The organism is Janthinobacterium sp. C22 (assembly GCF_057919405.1).
The window spans coordinates 1050350-1067448 of the sequence record NZ_CP193659.1; the positions used below are offsets into that span (position 1 = coordinate 1050350).

Consider the following 17099-nt stretch of genomic DNA (forward strand, 5'->3'; position numbering starts at 1 on the left):
TTGACGGACGTAGCAAATTGCTTCATACTCTTCCTTCTTCGCAGCTGACAAACACAACGCTTTGTCAATAGCGCGAAAGTAGTACCGAATACAGTTCTTTAACAATTAACAGTCGATAAGTGTGGGCATTTGATGCAAGTGCAGCGCCGATCTTCGGATTGGCGTCTAACTTAAAATATCAAATGTTCACAAGAAATAATGAAATAGGCGCTACGAAAGTAGTGGCCTGTCAGTTTTTTGAGTGAGCGACCCGTCGCAAGACGGTGCCAATAAAATGGCAAAGTAACAGAGATTAAACTGAAGAGTTTGATCCTGGCTCAGATTGAACGCTGGCGGCATGCCTTACACATGCAAGTCGAACGGCAGCACGGAGCTTGCTCTGGTGGCGAGTGGCGAACGGGTGAGTAATATATCGGAACGTACCCTGGAGTGGGGGATAACGTAGCGAAAGTTACGCTAATACCGCATACGATCTACGGATGAAAGTGGGGGATCGCAAGACCTCATGCTCGTGGAGCGGCCGATATCTGATTAGCTAGTTGGTAGGGTAAAAGCCTACCAAGGCATCGATCAGTAGCTGGTCTGAGAGGACGACCAGCCACACTGGAACTGAGACACGGTCCAGACTCCTACGGGAGGCAGCAGTGGGGAATTTTGGACAATGGGCGAAAGCCTGATCCAGCAATGCCGCGTGAGTGAAGAAGGCCTTCGGGTTGTAAAGCTCTTTTGTCAGGGAAGAAACGGTGAGGGCTAATATCCCTTGCTAATGACGGTACCTGAAGAATAAGCACCGGCTAACTACGTGCCAGCAGCCGCGGTAATACGTAGGGTGCAAGCGTTAATCGGAATTACTGGGCGTAAAGCGTGCGCAGGCGGTTTTGTAAGTCTGATGTGAAATCCCCGGGCTCAACCTGGGAATTGCATTGGAGACTGCAAGGCTAGAATCTGGCAGAGGGGGTAGAATTCCACGTGTAGCAGTGAAATGCGTAGATATGTGGAGGAACACCGATGGCGAAGGCAGCCCCCTGGGTCAAGATTGACGCTCATGCACGAAAGCGTGGGGAGCAAACAGGATTAGATACCCTGGTAGTCCACGCCCTAAACGATGTCTACTAGTTGTCGGGTCTTAATTGACTTGGTAACGCAGCTAACGCGTGAAGTAGACCGCCTGGGGAGTACGGTCGCAAGATTAAAACTCAAAGGAATTGACGGGGACCCGCACAAGCGGTGGATGATGTGGATTAATTCGATGCAACGCGAAAAACCTTACCTACCCTTGACATGGCTGGAATCCCCGAGAGATTGGGGAGTGCTCGAAAGAGAACCAGTACACAGGTGCTGCATGGCTGTCGTCAGCTCGTGTCGTGAGATGTTGGGTTAAGTCCCGCAACGAGCGCAACCCTTGTCATTAGTTGCTACGAAAGGGCACTCTAATGAGACTGCCGGTGACAAACCGGAGGAAGGTGGGGATGACGTCAAGTCCTCATGGCCCTTATGGGTAGGGCTTCACACGTCATACAATGGTACATACAGAGCGCCGCCAACCCGCGAGGGGGAGCTAATCGCAGAAAGTGTATCGTAGTCCGGATTGTAGTCTGCAACTCGACTGCATGAAGTTGGAATCGCTAGTAATCGCGGATCAGCATGTCGCGGTGAATACGTTCCCGGGTCTTGTACACACCGCCCGTCACACCATGGGAGCGGGTTTTACCAGAAGTAGGTAGCTTAACCGTAAGGAGGGCGCTTACCACGGTAGGATTCGTGACTGGGGTGAAGTCGTAACAAGGTAGCCGTATCGGAAGGTGCGGCTGGATCACCTCCTTTCTAGAGTTTGCACGAATCATGTAAATGATTCACGCATCAAATGTTCACACTTATCGGCTGTTAATAAAGAAGAACAGCATTTGGGGCTGTAGCTCAGCTGGTTAGAGCACCGTGTTGATAACGCGGGGGTCGTTGGTTCGAGTCCAACCAGCCCTACCAGTTTCTGTAGCACCCGTAGCAAACATGGGGGATTAGCTCAGCTGGGAGAGCACCTGCTTTGCAAGCAGGGGGTCGTCGGTTCGATCCCGTCATCCTCCACCACGTTTTACCGAAAGTGCAAATGTAAGCCAGTCAAATAGACTCAGGTTTAGATTTGATCTTTTAGCGATCAAAGCTGTTTCGTTCTTTAACAATCTGGAAGAAGTAAAGATTATTTATTGATCGGTTTGCCGTAAAACGCAAATCGATGGGTAATGATTGTATGTATCAACAAACAAGCAACAACGTTGTACTTTCTTATCCCTGTAGCGCTCTTTGAGGACTTCGGTCTTCAGAGGCTAACGTTATAGGGACAAGCGAATAAGTGCACATGGTGGATGCCTTGGCGATTACAGGCGATGAAGGACGTAGTAGCTTGCGATAAGCTGCGGGGAGTGAGCAAACACACTTTGATCCGCAGATTTCCGAATGGGGCAACCCACCCTTTTAGGGTATTGCATACTGAATACATAGGTATGCAAGGCGAACGCGGCGAACTGAAACATCTAAGTAGCTGCAGGAAAAGAAATCAACCGAGATTCCCAAAGTAGCGGCGAGCGAAATGGGAAGAGCCTGTACGTGATAGTCGGACCGATAACAGAATCCCCTGGAAATGGGAGCCATAGCGGGTGATAGCCCCGTATGTGAAATCGGACCGGTGGTACTAAGCGTACGACAAGTAGGGCGGGACACGTGACATCCTGTCTGAATATGGGGGGACCATCCTCCAAGGCTAAATACTCGTAATCGACCGATAGTGAACCAGTACCGTGAGGGAAAGGCGAAAAGAACCCCGGAAGGGGAGTGAAATAGATCCTGAAACCGTGTGCATACAAACAGTAGGAGCGGACTTGTTCCGTGACTGCGTACCTTTTGTATAATGGGTCAGCGACTTACATTCAGTGGCAAGGTTAACCGCATAGGGAAGCCGTAGAGAAATCGAGTCCGAATAGGGCGATCAGTCGCTGGGTGTAGACCCGAAACCAAGTGATCTACTCATGGCCAGGATGAAGGTGCGGTAACACGCCCTGGAGGTCCGAACCCACTAATGTTGAAAAATTAGGGGATGAGCTGTGGGTAGGGGTGAAAGGCTAAACAAACTTGGAAATAGCTGGTTCTCTCCGAAAACTATTTAGGTAGTGCCTCAAGTATCACCATCGGGGGTAGAGCACTGTTATGGCTAGGGGGTCATTGCGACTTACCAAACCATTGCAAACTCCGAATACCGATGAGTGCGAGCTTGGGAGACAGACGTCGGGTGCTAACGTCCGGCGTCAAGAGGGAAACAACCCAGACCGCCAGCTAAGGTCCCAAAGATTGGCTAAGTGGAAAACGAAGTGGGAAGGCTAAAACAGTCAGGATGTTGGCTTAGAAGCAGCCATCATTTAAAGAAAGCGTAATAGCTCACTGATCGAGTCGTCCTGCGCGGAAGATGTAACGGGGCTAAGCCAGTCACCGAAGCTGCGGATATTGTTCTGTGATTTATCACAGATATATATGGTAGGAGAGCGTTCTGTAAGCCTGCGAAGGTGTCTTGTAAAGGATGCTGGAGGTATCAGAAGTGCGAATGCTGACATGAGTAGCGATAATGGGGGTGAAAAGCCTCCACGCCGTAAGCCCAAGGTTTCCTGTTCAACGTTCATCGGAGCAGGGTGAGTCGGCCCCTAAGGCGAGGCAGAGATGCGTAGCTGATGGGAAGCAGGTTAATATTCCTGCACCGTCGTATGATGCGATGGGGGGACGGATCGCGGAAGGTTGTCTGACTGTTGGAATAGTCAGTTTCTGTCTCATAGAAGGTACTTAGGCAAATCCGGGTACGGAATTCAAGGGGATGGGACGAGTGCACTTGTGCACGAAGCAATCGGAAGTGGTTCCAAGAAAAGCCTCTAAGCTTCAGTCATACGAGACCGTACCGCAAACCGACACAGGTGGGCGAGATGAGTATTCTAAGGCGCTTGAGAGAACTCGGGAGAAGGAACTCGGCAAATTGGTACCGTAACTTCGGGAAAAGGTACGCCCCGGTAGCTTGATTGGTTTACTCCATGAGGGTGAAAGGGTTGCAATAAACTGGTGGCTGCGACTGTTTAATAAAAACACAGCACTCTGCAAACACGAAAGTGGACGTATAGGGTGTGACGCCTGCCCGGTGCTGGAAGATTAAATGATGGGGTGCAAGCTCTTGATTGAAGTCCCAGTAAACGGCGGCCGTAACTATAACGGTCCTAAGGTAGCGAAATTCCTTGTCGGGTAAGTTCCGACCTGCACGAATGGCGTAACGATGGCCACACTGTCTCCTCCCGAGACTCAGCGAAGTTGAAATGTTTGTGATGATGCAATCTACCCGCGGCTAGACGGAAAGACCCCATGAACCTTTACTGTAGCTTTGCATTGGACTTTGAACCAATCTGTGTAGGATAGGTGGGAGGCTTTGAAGCGGGGACGCTAGTTCTCGTGGAGCCAACCTTGAAATACCACCCTGGTTTGTTTGAGGTTCTAACCTTGGTCCGTTATCCGGATCGGGGACAGTGCATGGTAGGCAGTTTGACTGGGGCGGTCTCCTCCTAAAGTGTAACGGAGGAGTTCGAAGGTACGCTAGATACGGTCGGACATCGTGTTGATAGTGCAATGGCATAAGCGTGCTTAACTGCGAGACTGACAAGTCGAGCAGGTACGAAAGTAGGACATAGTGATCCGGTGGTTCTGTATGGAAGGGCCATCGCTCAACGGATAAAAGGTACTCTGGGGATAACAGGCTGATTCCTCCCAAGAGTTCATATCGACGGGGAGTTTGGCACCTCGATGTCGGCTCATCACATCCTGGGGCTGTAGCCGGTCCCAAGGGTATGGCTGTTCGCCATTTAAAGTGGTACGTGAGCTGGGTTTAAAACGTCGTGAGACAGTTTGGTCCCTATCTGCCGTGGGCGTTGGAAATTTGAAGGGGGCTGCTCCTAGTACGAGAGGACCGGAGTGGACGAACCTCTGGTGTACCGGTTGTCACGCCAGTGGCATTGCCGGGTAGCTAAGTTCGGAAGAGATAACCGCTGAAAGCATCTAAGCGGGAAACTTGCCTTGAGATGAGATTTCCCAGAGCCTTGAGCTCTTTGAAGGGTCGTTCGAGACCAGGACGTTGATAGGCTGGGTGTGGAAGTGCAGTAATGCATTAAGCTAACCAGTACTAATTGCCCGTACGGCTTGTCCCTATAACCTTAGCAGGTACAGAGGATGAGAAAGTACATGTTGCGAAGTTGTTGATCGCAATCATTACCCAAAATTCTAAATAATCCGCTTCTTCCAGATTCATGGCTTTGTCGCTCCACTGAGGACAAATGCCGGTACAAGTTATGCCTGATGACCATAGCAAGTTGGTCCCACCCCTTCCCATCCCGAACAGGACCGTGAAACAACTTTGCGCCGATGATAGTGCTGCAACCAGTGTGAAAGTAGGTTATCGTCAGGCTTGTTATTCGCAGTAAGAGAAAAACCCGTCAAGCAATTGGCGGGTTTTTTTCGTCTGGCGGTTGGGTGCGCCGCTGGTGCTGTCGGCTTACGCTGCGCTAAGCCGACCTACGCCGACCTGCGCCGATCCGCCGACCGACGCTCAGTGTGTGGGGGGACTGCCCCCGGCTGTTCAGCAGGCGAAAAAAGGCAGCGCTGCGCGCTGCCTTTGTCATTTATCAAACCCATTAAAAGTGATAAGCGACTTTGACGTTCATGTAATTGACGCCGCTATTCGGTTTCTTGTAACCGCCGTTCGAGAAATGCTGGATCTTCGCAGCGACTTCCCATTTGTTATTGAAGATATAGCCGACGCCGATATGGTCGCCGAACTGGAAGTGGGTCGACAGGCGGTTATCGTCGTTGTCGTACAGCTTGGACAGCATGTGTACGCCAATGCCGCCTTCCGCATAGAAGCCCAGCTTATTTGTATTTTCAAAGCGGAACACAGGGGTAAAGCCCAGGTCCCACAGTTTTTGATGCTGTCCAGGGACGTTGCGATAGCTCTTGCCATCCCAGCCACCGATGCTGGCATCCCAGTAACCGCTCAGCTGCGTGCCATTCGATACAAACCAGGCCTTATCCCAGTTCGAGGTCACGCCGGCGCGTACCATTTGTACCTTCACGCCCTTGGCATATTCGCCGTAGACGGAGTCGATCAGTTTGTCGTCGGCGGCAAAGCCGGCGTTGGCCGCCATCAGCGCGGCAACGGCGGCGATGGATTTGAGGAGATTCTTCTTGAAGAACATAGAGGCTTTCATCGTAAAATTGGCCGATAGGCTATTGTCTTGTCTGCGCAGGCAGCTTTTTTGCATGCCGCTCTCGCCACTTGTTGATTTCAGGGGTTCAATTGACATTCTCTACAAAAATCGCATTTCTCGGTATCGGTCTGATGGGGGATCCGATGGTCCGCTGCCTGCTACGCGCTGGATATTCTGTCACAATTTGGAATCGCACGCACAGCAAGGCCCAAGTCCTGCGTGCGGCAGGGGCGCAGCCGGCCGTATCCGTGGCTGAGGCGGTCAATGGCGCGGACGTGGTCATCTCGATGCTGGAAGCCGGTCCCATCGTGGCGCAGCTACTGCAAGAGGCGCTGCCGGTCCTGCCCGCTGGCGCGATCTGGATCGATATGAGTTCTACCAAGCAATCGGAAGCCCGGCAATTTCATGCCACTTTGCATGCCGCAGGCCATGGCTTCATCGATGCGCCCGTGTCGGGTGGCGTCGGCGGGGCACAGGCGGGTACTCTGGCCATCATGGCAGGCGCCAGCGCCGGCGATTACGCGCGCGTGGAAACTATCCTGGCGGCGATGGGGCGCCCGACCCTGGTGGGGCCACCCGGCAGTGGCCAGGTTGCCAAGCTGTGCAATCAGCTGATCGTCGGCGCGACCCTGAATATCGTGGCGGAAGCCTTGCTGCTGGCCCAGGCGGCTGGCGCGGATGCGGCCGCCGTACGGGCAGCCATCCGCGGTGGTTTTGCGGAGAGCAAGATTCTGGAGGTGCATGGCCAGCGCATGCTGGAGCGCAATTTTGTTGCGGGCGGGCAGGTGAAAAGTCAGATCAAGGATATGCACAACATCCTCGCGGCAGCGGAAGCGGCGCACGTCACCTTGCCGGTGACGCAACTGGTGACGCAGCGCTATGATACCCTCGCCATGAGCCACCCGACGGCAGACCACGCGGCTGCCTTGTTGGCCCTGGAAGCGTTGAATCCGGGCCAGCGCCTGGGCACCGGTCCGGATAAGTTGAGCTGAATCAAGTGACGGGCAGGCTCGCTTCGGCCAGCTTGACCCAGAAACTGGCGCCGATCGGCAGCAGGTTGTCGTTGAAGTCGTAGCTGCCGTTGTGCAAGACGCACGGTCCCAGGCCGTGGCCGCCGTCGCGGTGCTCGCCATCGCCATTGCCGATGAAGATGTAGCAGCCGGCCTTTTCCTGCAGGAAGAAAGCAAAATCTTCCGCGCCCATGGTCGGTTCGACATTCGCGTTGACCTTGTCGGCGCCCACCACGCTTTTCATCACTTCGACGGCAAACGCCGTTTCTTTCGCGTGGTTGACCAGCGGCGGATAGTTGCGCTTGAAGTGGAACTCGACTTCGGCGCCAAATGCGGCGGCCGTGTGCACGGCGATGTCGCGCATGCGCGCTTCGATCAGGTCCAGCACGGGCGTGGTAAAGGTACGCACGGTACCGACCAGACTGGCATCGTCGGGAATCACATTGGTGGCGCTGCCCGCATGGATTTGCGTGATCGACAGCACGGCCGTGTCGAGCGGACTCTTGTTGCGCGTGATGACGGTTTGCCAGCTCTGGGCGATTTGCACGGCCACCATCACGGGGTCGATGCCCTTGTGAGGCTGGGCCGCATGCGCGCCCTTGCCCTTGACGGTGACGTGGAACTCATTGCTCGACGCCATCATCGGCCCTTCCACCACGCTCAGGGTGCCCGTTTCGGCGCCTGGCCAGTTGTGCATGCCGTAGATGGCATCCATGGGAAAGCGGGTGAACAAGCCGTCTGCTATCATTTCGCGCGCGCCTGCGCCGCCTTCTTCGGCCGGCTGGAAGACCAGGTAGACCGTGCCATCGAAGTTGCGGTGTTGCGCCAGGTAATGGGCCGCACCGAGCAGCATGGCCGTATGGCCGTCGTGGCCGCAGGCGTGCATCTTGCCCGGGTGGCGCGAGGCATGCTCGAAGGTATTCATTTCCTGCATGGGCAAGGCATCCATGTCGGCGCGCAGGCCGATGGCACGCTTGGAGCTGCCATGCTGGATGATGCCGACCACGCCAGTGCGGCCCAGGCCGCGTACCACGGGAATGCCCCATTCCGTCAGTTTGGCGGCGACGACGTCCGAGGTGCGCTGTTCTTCGTAGCATAGCTCGGGGTGCGCATGCAGGTCGCGGCGGATACTTTGCAGCTCGGATTGAAACGCCAAGATCGGATCAACTAGTTTCATGGGACTCTCCTGTGGATGCTGGCACGCAGCAATGTATGGCGCGCCGGACCGTGCTTGTTTGATCAAAAACAGGCGCGGCTAATAGTGCATTGTAGCCCTTGTTTGCCGGGTAAATCCAGCGCACGGACGTGCTTGCCACGGCGCCAACAGCAAGCGTCCGGAATGGTTTACAGTATCGCCTTCCCCCAACGTTTTTGGATTGCACCATGACCACCACCCAAGTGCGCGCCGCCTGCCCGCTCGATTGCCCCGATACCTGCGCCTTGCTGGTCACCGTGACCGATGGCGTGGCCACCGCCGTCAAGGGCGATCCTGACCACCCGACCACGGCTGGCGTGCTGTGCACGAAGGTATCGCGCTTCACGGAGCGCACCTATCATGCGGACCGGCTGCTGCATCCACTGCGCCGCGTGGGCAAGAAGGGCGAAGGCAAGTTCGAACGCATCAGCTGGGAAGAGGCATTGCAGACCATCGCGGCCCGCTTGAAGCCGATCGCCGCGCGCGATCCGCAGGCGATCTTGCCGTACAGCTACTGCGGCACCATGGGCCTGGTGCAGGGCGAGTCGATGTCCTCGCGTTTCTTCAACCAGCTCGGCGCTTCCCTGCTGGACCGCACCATCTGCGCGTCAGCCGGCGCCACGGGCTACCGCTACACGGTGGGCGCCAGCATCGGCACGGACCTGGAACAGTTCCAGAACGCCAAATTGATCATCATCTGGGGCGGCAACCCCATCGCCTCGAACCTGCACTTCTGGATGCGGGCGCAGGAAGCCAAGCGCCATGGCGCCACCCTGATCGCCATCGACCCGTACCGCTCGCTGACGGCTGAAAAATGCCACCAGCATATCGCCTTGCTGCCGGGTACCGATGCGGCCCTGGCGCTGGGCTTGATGCATGTCTTGATCACCGAAGATCTGGTCGACCATGACTACATCGAACGCTACACGGTCGGCTACGATGCCTTGAAACAGCGCGCTTTGGAATGGCCGCCCGAGCGCGTGGCCGAGGTGTGCGGCATCACGGCCACGCAAGTGGTGGAACTGGCGCGCCTGTACGGCCAGGCGTGCCGCTCTGGCGAGGGTGCCGCCATCCGCACCAACTACGGCGTGCAACGCGTGCATGGCGGCGGCATGGCCGTGCGCAATATCGCCTGCCTGCCGGCCCTGACGGGCGCCTGGCGCCATCCGGCCGGCGGCATGCAACTGTCGAGCTCGGGTTCCTTCCCCGTCAACCGCAAGGCCCTGCAGCGCCCTGATTTGTTGAAAGGCACGCCGCGTACCATCAACATGAGCACCATCGGCGATGATTTATTAAAAGAAAGCTCGCCCGAATTTGGCCCGCAAGTGGAAGCCGTGATCGTCTACAACTCGAATCCGCTGGCGGTGGCGCCCGATTCCTCGAAAGTGGCGCAGGGTTTTGCCCGCGAAGACCTGTTTACGGTCGTGCTCGAACACTTCCAGACCGATACCGTCGATTACGCGGACATCGTGTTGCCCGCCACCACGCAACTGGAACACGTTGATGCGCATTCCACCTACGGTCATCTGTACATGATGGCGAACAACGCGGCCGTGGCGCCGCTGGGCGAAGCGAAGGCGAATACGGAAATCTTCCGCCTGCTGGCCCAATACATGGGCTTTGACGACCCGTGTTTCCAGGAAAGTGATGATGCGCTGGCGGCCAAGGCCTTCGATGCGACGGATGCCCGTGCCGTGCATTTCGACTGGGAATCGCTGAAACGCAGGGGCTGGCAAAAGCTGGCCATGCCCGAGGCGCCATTTGCCGACGGTGGTTTCCCCACGCCATCGGGCAAGTGCGAATTTTATTCCAGCGCCATGGCGCAGGCGGGACTCGATCCCTTGCCCACGTATATCGCGCCGCACGAATCGCAAGCCAGCAATCCCGCGCTGGCGGCGCGCTTCCCGCTGGCCATGATTTCCCCGCCGGCGCGCAATTTCCTCAATTCCACTTTCGTGAACGTGAAAAGCCTGCGCGCGGCCGAAGGCGAGCCGCACCTCGACATCCATCCCGACGACTGCGCCGCGCGTGGCATCGCGGCCGGCGACATGGTGCGCATCTTCAATGACCGTGGCAGTTTTGTCGCCAAGGCCAGGGTCACGGACAAGGCGAGAAAAGGCCTGGTGGTGGGCTTGTCCGTGTGGTGGAAGAAACTCGCCAGCGATGGCAAGAACGCCAATGAAGTGACGAGCCAGCGCCTGACGGACATGGGCCGCGCGCCGACGTTCTACGATACGCTGGTCGAAGTGGAAAAGGCTGCCTGACATGGCGCGCTGGCCGGCCCGCCTGCTTGTCGGCATGCTGTGCCTGCCGCTGGGCGGCTGCACGCAGCTGCGCTACTACACGCAGGCGGCGCAGGGGCAATATGCGCTGTGGTCCGGCGCGCGCCCCATCGGTGACTGGCTCGATGATCCGGCCACCGAACCGCGCCTGAAAGTGCGCCTGGCCAAGGCGCAGCAAATCCGTCGCTTTGCCGTCAGCGAACTGGATTTACCGGACAATGGCAGCTACAAGAACTACGCGTCCCTGCGGCGCCCGTTCGTGCTGTGGAACGTGGTGGCCACGCCGGAATTGTCGCTGCAGCCGCTGCAATGGTGTTTTCCCATCGCCGGCTGCGTCAATTACCGCGGCTATTACAGCAAGGACGAGGCGCTAGCGTATGCCGACGAGTTGCGCGCCCTGCATTACGACGTGCAGGTGGGCGGCGTGCCCGCGTATTCCACCCTGGGCTGGTTCGACGATCCCTTGCTGTCGACCTTTATCAACTACAACGATGCGGAACTGGCGCGCCTGATTTTCCATGAACTGGCGCACCAGGTGGTGTACGTGCCCGGCGATTCGGCCTTCAACGAATCGTTCGCCAGCGCCGTGGAAGAGGCGGGCGTGCAGCGCTGGCTGGCGCGCGAGGGCAATGACGCGATGCGCGCGGCCTACGCTCAGTACGCGGCGCGGCGCCAGGATTTTCTGGCCTTGCTGCTGACATACCGGGGGAAGCTGGACGCCGTGTATGCGAGCGACGCCAGCGATGCGGACAAGCGCGCGCGCAAGGCGCAGGTGTTTGCAGCATTGCAAGACGCGTATCAGGTGCTCAAGCAAAACTGGGGCGGTTTTGCCGGTTACGACCGCTGGTTCGAGCAGCCCTTGAGCAATGCGCACCTGGCTTCCGTGTCTACCTACAATGAATTTTTGCCTGCCTTCAAAAAATTGCTGGAAGAAAAAAGAACTTTCGTGCTTTTTATGCTGCAGTGCACACAATGGCCCAGCTCAAGAAGCCTGAGCGCAGGCATGCGCTGGAACAATTGTCCAGCCCCTGACCCGTAAAGATTGTCCCGTATGCCGAGGCAAGCGATTCGGTAACAGCGTATTTATCATGCTGCAATGCAGCATAAAAAGGCCCTAGAGTTGCCGCTCGAATACTGTTGAAAGCGCTTGCATGGAAGCGCGGCGCCCGATAGCATCGCATTAGTAGCATAGAGCAATTGCTCGTCAGAATGCTCAAACTGACTGCAGGACGACAGAATCCGCAGCGATGATCCGCGCCGGCAGGGTGCGCCGGCTCCCCCACGATTATTCGAGACAAGAGGCACAGGATGGACAAAATTTGGCTGAAGTCGTACCCTCCCGGCGTCCCCGCCGACATCGATCCTGATCAATATCGTTCGCTGGTGCATTTGCTGGAAGAAGCGTTTCAAAAATATGCGGACCGCAATGCCTATGTCTGCATGGACAAATTTCTCACCTATGCCGAACTCGATACCTATTCGCGCCAGCTGGGCGCCTGGCTGCAAAGCCGCGGCCTGAAGAAGGGCGCGCGTGTCGCCCTGATGATGCCGAACGTGCTGCAGTATCCGGTGGCGATCGCCGCCGTCCTGCGCGCCGGCTACACGGTGGTCAACGTCAACCCTTTGTATACGCCGCGCGAACTCGAACACCAGCTGAACGACTCGGGCAGCGAAGCCATCATCGTGCTGGAAAACTTTGCCCATACGCTCGAGCAAGTGCTGAGCAAGACGGCCGTCAAGCACATCGTCGTCGCCAGCATGGGGGAGATGCTGGGCGGCTTGAAGGGCATGATCGTCAATTTTGTCGTGCGCAACGTCAAGAAGATGGTGCCCGCGTATTCCTTGCCGAACGCCATGCGCTTCAAGCAGGCGCTGGCGCTGGGCAGCCGCATGAAGCTCACGCCCGTCGAGCTGAGCATCAACGACGCCGCTTTCCTGCAATACACGGGCGGCACCACGGGCGTGTCGAAAGGCGCGACCTTAAGCCACCGCAATGTGATCGCCAATGTGCTGCAGAGCGAAGCGTGGTCGGGCGCGGCGCTCGACCAGAACAGCCGCGAGCAGATGATCGTCGTCTGCGCCTTGCCGCTGTACCACATCTTTGCGCTGACGGCCTGCGCCATGTGGGGCACGCGCGTGGGCGCCCTGAATATCCTGATCCCGAATCCGCGCGATATCCCGGGCCTGATCAAGGAATTGGGCAAATACAAGTTCAACCTGCTGCCGGCGGTCAATACGCTGTATAACGCGCTGGTCAATCATCCCGACTTCGCCAAGCTCGATTTCTCGGGCTTGAAGATCGCCAATGGCGGCGGCATGGCGGTGCAGCAAGCCGTCAACGACAAGTGGCTGCAGGTGACGGGCGTGTCCATCATCGAAGGCTATGGCTTGTCGGAAACGTCGCCCGTCGCCACCTGCAACCGCGCCGACAGCACGGCGTTTTCCGGCACCATCGGCTTGCCCGTGCCATCGACCGATATCGCCATCCTCGACGATGACGGCAAGGAAGTGCCGCTGGGCCAGACGGGCGAGATCGCCATCCGTGGCCCGCAAGTGATGAGCGGCTACTGGAACCGTCCCGATGAGACGGCCAAGGTCATGACGCCGGACGGCTACTTCAAATCGGGCGACGTGGGCATCATGGATGAGCGCGGCTACGTGAAGATCGTGGACCGCAAGAAAGACATGATCCTCGTCTCCGGCTTCAACGTGTATCCGAATGAAGTCGAGGCCGTCATTGCGGCCCATCCAGGCGTGCTCGAGTGCGCGTGCGTGGGCGTGCCGGACGAACACTCGGGCGAGGCCGTGAAAGTGTTTGTTGTGCGCAAGGATCCGAACCTGACCCAGGAAGTGCTGGCCGCGTACTGCAAGGAGCAGTTCACCGGCTACAAGCGGCCGAAATACATCGAATTCCGCGATGAATTGCCGAAGACCAACGTCGGCAAGATTTTGCGCCGCGCCTTGCGCGACGAGAAAAAGATAGCAGCATAAACAATGTGGATGCGCCAGGGGGCGCATCCCTTTTACAGATAAAGATGAGGCGAGATGGACAAGATTTGGTTGAAGTCGTACCCGGACAGCGTTCCCGCAGAGATTGATTGCACGCAATACCGTTCCGTCACGCATTTGCTGGAAGAGTCGTTCCAGAAATACGCGGACCGTAACGCTTTCGTGTGCATGGATAAATTCCTTACCTATCGCGAGCTCGACCAGCTGTCGCAGCAGATGGGCGCCTGGCTGCAAAGCAAGGGCCTGCAACGGGGCGCACGCGTGGCGATCATGCTGCCGAACGTGCTGCAATATCCGGTGGCCATGGCGGCGATCCTGCGCGCCGGCTATACGGTGGTGAACGTCAATCCGCTGTACACGCCGCGCGAACTGCAGCACCAGCTGATCGATTCGGGCAGCGAAGCGATCATCGTGCTGGAAAACTTCGCCACCACGGTCGAGCAGGTGCTGCCGCATACCCAGGTCAAGCACGTGATCGTGGCCACCATGGGCGACTTGCTGGGCGGCTTGAAGGGGACCATCGTCAACTTCGTCGTGCGCAAGATCAAGAAAATGGTGCCCGCGTTCTCCTTGCCGAACGCCATCAGCTTCAACAAGGTGCTGGCCGAGGGGGCACGCTTGACCTTGACGCCGGTGCAGCAGGGGCATGACGATATCGTCTTCCTGCAATACACGGGCGGCACGACGGGCGTGTCGAAAGGCGCGATGTTGCTGCACCGTAACGTGATCGCCAACGTGCTGCAGAACGAGGCGTGGATGTCGCCCGTGATGACGCCTGAAATGCGCGCCACCTCGATGGGTTTCATGTGCGCCTTGCCCCTGTATCACATCTATTCGCTGACGGTCAGCGCCCTGATGGGCATGCGTCTGGGTGGCATGAGCGTGCTGATTCCGAATCCGCGCGACATCCCCGGCTTCGTCAAGGAATTGAGCAAGCACAAGATCGTCGTCTTCCCGGCCGTCAATACCTTGTATAACGCGCTGCTGAACAATGCCGACTTCGCCAAGCTCGATTTTTCCAGCTACAAGGTGTGCAATGGCGGCGGCATGGCCCTGCAGCGCAACGTGGCCGAACGCTGGCTGAAACTGACGGGTTGCCCGCTGATCGAAGGCTATGGCATGTCGGAAACATCACCCGTGGTGACGGGCAACCGCGTCGATATCACGGAATTCACGGGCACCATCGGCTTGCCTTTCCCGTCGACGGAAGTGGCGATTCTCAACGACGACGGCGTGGAAGTGCCGCTGGGCGAGCCGGGCGAAATCGCCGTGCGCGGCCCGCAAGTGATGGCGGGATATTGGCAGCGTCCGGACGAGACGGCCAAGTCGATGACGGCCGACGGCTACTTCAAGACGGGCGACGTGGGCGTCATGGACGAGCGCGGCTATGTAAAAATCGTAGACCGTAAGAAAGACATGATCATCGTCTCCGGCTTCAATGTGTATCCGAACGAGGTGGAAGACGTGGTCGCGTCGTGCCCTGGCGTGCTCGAATGCGCATGCATCGGCGTGCCGGACGCCAACGCGGGCGAAGCCGTGAAAGTGTTTGTCGTGCGCAAGGACCCGAACCTGACGGTGGAACAGATCCGCGAGCATTGCAAGCATGAATTGACGGCCTACAAGAAGCCAAAATACATCGAGTTCCGCGATGAATTGCCGAAGACCAATGTCGGCAAGATCTTGCGCCGTCAATTGCGCGACGAAAAGAAGGTTGCCTAGGCTTTAACTTTGCAAGCCCGCCTTGCCGTCCCGGACGGTAAAGCTGGCCAGTGTCGCGATGGCAGAAGTGCTGTCGCGCACGTTCTCCAGGCCCTGGAACAGGGTCGTCGTTTTCTCCGGCGTGATTTCCAGCAACATATAGCCGCGCTTGTCGCTGCGTCCGTAACGGATGTGCGGGTTCATCGCCACGTACTGGTCCGTGCGCGCCTGCGGGCGGGAGCTGGAGGTGATCGAGGTGCCGCAAAACTCGGTCGCCAGCACGGGATTGGCCTTGCTGCTGGGGCGCGTGGCATTGCGGCTCAGTTCGGTCGCATAAAAGGTGTGCACGTCGCCCGACAACACCAGCGGATTGCTGGCCTGGCTGCTGCGCAAGGCGTCGAGCAGATGCTGGCGCGCCATCGGGTAGCCATCCCAGCCATCGGTCCAGACGCGTTCGTCACCGGGCCGCAGGATGGGCACCTGGCTCGATTGCGCCATCAGGGTTTGCTGGGCCAGGATATTCCAGCGCGCGGGAGATGCATCGAGACCGGTTTGCAGCCAGCGCTGCTGTTCTTCGCCCAGCATGGTGCGGTCGGGCTTGCGCAAGTCGGGGCAGTTGCGCGTGGTGACGGAATTCGAACCGCCGCGGCCCGGTCTGGCGCAGGCGTGGTAGGCGCGGTATTGGCGGTCGTCCAGCACGTGGAAGCGTGCCAGGCGGCCCCAGTCGTAGCGTTGGTAGATGCGCATGTCGACAAAGCCCCTTCTGCCCAGCGGCAGCAGGCGCAGCGGCATGTGCTCATAAAACGCCTGGTAGGCGGCCGCGCGGCGCTGCAGGAACGTGGGTGTCAGTAGTTCGTCGCGGTCATTGCCGTAATCGTTGGCCACTTCATGGTCGTCCCAGGTGACGATCCACGGCGCGGCCAGGTGCGCGCCCTGCAAGTCGCGGTCGCTCTTGTATTGCGCGTAGCGGGCGCGGTACTCGTCCAGCGTAAAACTTTCATGCGTGCGCACGGCCCGGCTCGGGTGCTGCAGCTGATACGGCCCCCATTCGTAGATGTAGTCGCCCAGGAAGGCCACCAGGTCGGGCGCAGCCGCGGCAATGTGCCGGTGCGCCGCATACGCGCCGAATTCCCAGTGCTGGCACGAGGCGACGGCCAGTTTCAGCGAGGCAGGCATGGAGCCGGGCTCGGGCGCCGTGCGCGTGCGGCCCACGGGGCTGACGGCGTCGCCCAGCATGAAGCGGTACCAGTACCAGCGTCCGGGCGCCAGGCCACCTGCGTCGACGTGCACGCTGTGGGCGAGGGCGGGCGTCGCCGTGGCCTGGCCCTTGGCGGCGATGCGCCGGAAAGCCTCGTCTTCGGCCACTTCCCAGCGCACGTTCAGGGCGATGGCGGGCGTGGCGGCTGCGTGCAGCGGGTCGTAGCAGATACGCGTCCACAGCACGACCGCGTCCGGCAAGGGCGAACCGGAAGCGACGCCGAGCGCAAACGGATAACCCGTGCCGTTCAGGCGCGTAGCGGCGCCGGCACTGGAACCTGACAGCAGGCTGCCGGCCGCGGCCAGCGCCGTGATGCGCGCAGCGCTCAGCAAGAAGATGCGGCGCTGGCTATCCATCGTGTGGAATGAT

The 17099-nt window shown here is 58.1% G+C and carries 7 protein-coding genes, 2 tRNA genes, 3 rRNA genes and 1 pseudogene; 10 read left to right on the plus strand and 3 right to left on the minus strand.

Annotated features, from left to right (window positions below; translation table 11 throughout):
• Positions 1 to 294 precede the first annotated feature (294 nt).
• From ACRHIG_RS04735 to rrf, 5 genes are all read left to right on the plus strand, one after another.
• A 16S ribosomal RNA gene (locus ACRHIG_RS04735) occupies positions 295 to 1824 on the plus strand.
• A gap of 82 nt (positions 1825 to 1906) precedes the next feature.
• Positions 1907 to 1983, plus strand: a tRNA-Ile gene (locus tag ACRHIG_RS04740).
• Positions 1984 to 2009: 26 nt separating this feature from the next.
• Positions 2010 to 2085: transfer RNA gene (locus tag ACRHIG_RS04745), tRNA-Ala, on the plus strand.
• Positions 2086 to 2333: 248 nt separating this feature from the next.
• Positions 2334 to 5222, plus strand: a 23S ribosomal RNA gene (locus tag ACRHIG_RS04750).
• Positions 5223 to 5366: 144 nt separating this feature from the next.
• Positions 5367 to 5479: ribosomal RNA gene (gene rrf / locus ACRHIG_RS04755) — 5S ribosomal RNA — on the plus strand.
• Together the 16S, 23S and 5S rRNA genes with 2 tRNA genes alongside form the textbook arrangement of a ribosomal RNA operon.
• A 226-nt stretch (positions 5480 to 5705) precedes the next feature.
• On the opposite strand, the gene ACRHIG_RS04760 is transcribed toward rrf, so the two are convergent.
• Entirely contained in the window at positions 5706 to 6278 is a 573-nt protein-coding gene (locus tag ACRHIG_RS04760; RefSeq protein ID WP_230539252.1) for an acyloxyacyl hydrolase, read from the minus strand.
• Between the two features lie 89 nt (positions 6279 to 6367).
• On the opposite strand from ACRHIG_RS04760, the gene ACRHIG_RS04765 reads away from it, so the two are divergent.
• Positions 6368 to 7270, plus strand: a complete 903-nt coding sequence (locus ACRHIG_RS04765) for an NAD(P)-dependent oxidoreductase (RefSeq protein WP_489630742.1) — start codon at positions 6368 to 6370, stop codon at positions 7268 to 7270.
• A gap of 1 nt (position 7271) precedes the next feature.
• Here ACRHIG_RS04765 and ACRHIG_RS04770 read toward each other — a convergent pair whose 3' ends face one another.
• Positions 7272 to 8465, minus strand: coding sequence for a M20 aminoacylase family protein (locus tag ACRHIG_RS04770; protein ID WP_489629515.1), 1194 nt, complete (start codon positions 8463 to 8465; stop codon positions 7272 to 7274).
• A gap of 206 nt (positions 8466 to 8671) precedes the next feature.
• Here ACRHIG_RS04770 and ACRHIG_RS04775 point away from each other — a divergent pair, with 206 nt between their 5' ends.
• From ACRHIG_RS04775 to ACRHIG_RS04790, 4 genes and pseudogenes are all read left to right on the plus strand, one after another.
• On the plus strand, positions 8672 to 10747 hold the full coding sequence (locus tag ACRHIG_RS04775) for a molybdopterin-containing oxidoreductase family protein (protein WP_489629516.1): 2076 nt from the start codon (positions 8672 to 8674) through the stop codon (positions 10745 to 10747).
• 1 nt (position 10748) lies between these two features.
• Positions 10749 to 11797: pseudogene (locus ACRHIG_RS04780) on the plus strand (aminopeptidase).
• 276 nt (positions 11798 to 12073) lie between these two features.
• Positions 12074 to 13756: a long-chain fatty acid--CoA ligase gene (locus ACRHIG_RS04785; RefSeq protein ID WP_489629517.1), complete on the plus strand. Its 1683-nt coding sequence runs from the start codon at positions 12074 to 12076 to the stop codon at positions 13754 to 13756.
• Between the two features lie 54 nt (positions 13757 to 13810).
• Positions 13811 to 15493: a long-chain-fatty-acid--CoA ligase gene (locus tag ACRHIG_RS04790; protein WP_475414207.1), complete on the plus strand. Its 1683-nt coding sequence runs from the start codon at positions 13811 to 13813 to the stop codon at positions 15491 to 15493.
• 3 nt (positions 15494 to 15496) lie between these two features.
• On the opposite strand, the gene ACRHIG_RS04795 is transcribed toward ACRHIG_RS04790, so the two are convergent.
• Positions 15497 to 17086: an alkaline phosphatase D family protein gene (locus ACRHIG_RS04795; protein WP_475414206.1), complete on the minus strand. Its 1590-nt coding sequence runs from the start codon at positions 17084 to 17086 to the stop codon at positions 15497 to 15499.
• Positions 17087 to 17099: the final 13 nt, after the last annotated feature.

Excerpts from the sequence above, each read along its gene's own strand:
- ACRHIG_RS04760 (WP_230539252.1), bottom strand. The coding sequence starts at position 6,278 with ATGAAAGCCTCTATGTTCTTCAAGAAGAATCTCCTCAAATCCATCGCC.
- ACRHIG_RS04770 (WP_489629515.1), bottom strand. The coding sequence starts at position 8,465 with ATGAAACTAGTTGATCCGATCTTGGCGTTTCAATCCGAGCTGCAAAGT.
- ACRHIG_RS04775 (WP_489629516.1), top strand. The coding sequence starts at position 8,672 with ATGACCACCACCCAAGTGCGCGCCGCCTGCCCGCTCGATTGCCCCGAT.
- ACRHIG_RS04785 (WP_489629517.1), top strand. The coding sequence starts at position 12,074 with ATGGACAAAATTTGGCTGAAGTCGTACCCTCCCGGCGTCCCCGCCGAC.
- ACRHIG_RS04790 (WP_475414207.1), top strand. The coding sequence starts at position 13,811 with ATGGACAAGATTTGGTTGAAGTCGTACCCGGACAGCGTTCCCGCAGAG.
- ACRHIG_RS04795 (WP_475414206.1), bottom strand. The coding sequence starts at position 17,086 with ATGGATAGCCAGCGCCGCATCTTCTTGCTGAGCGCTGCGCGCATCACG.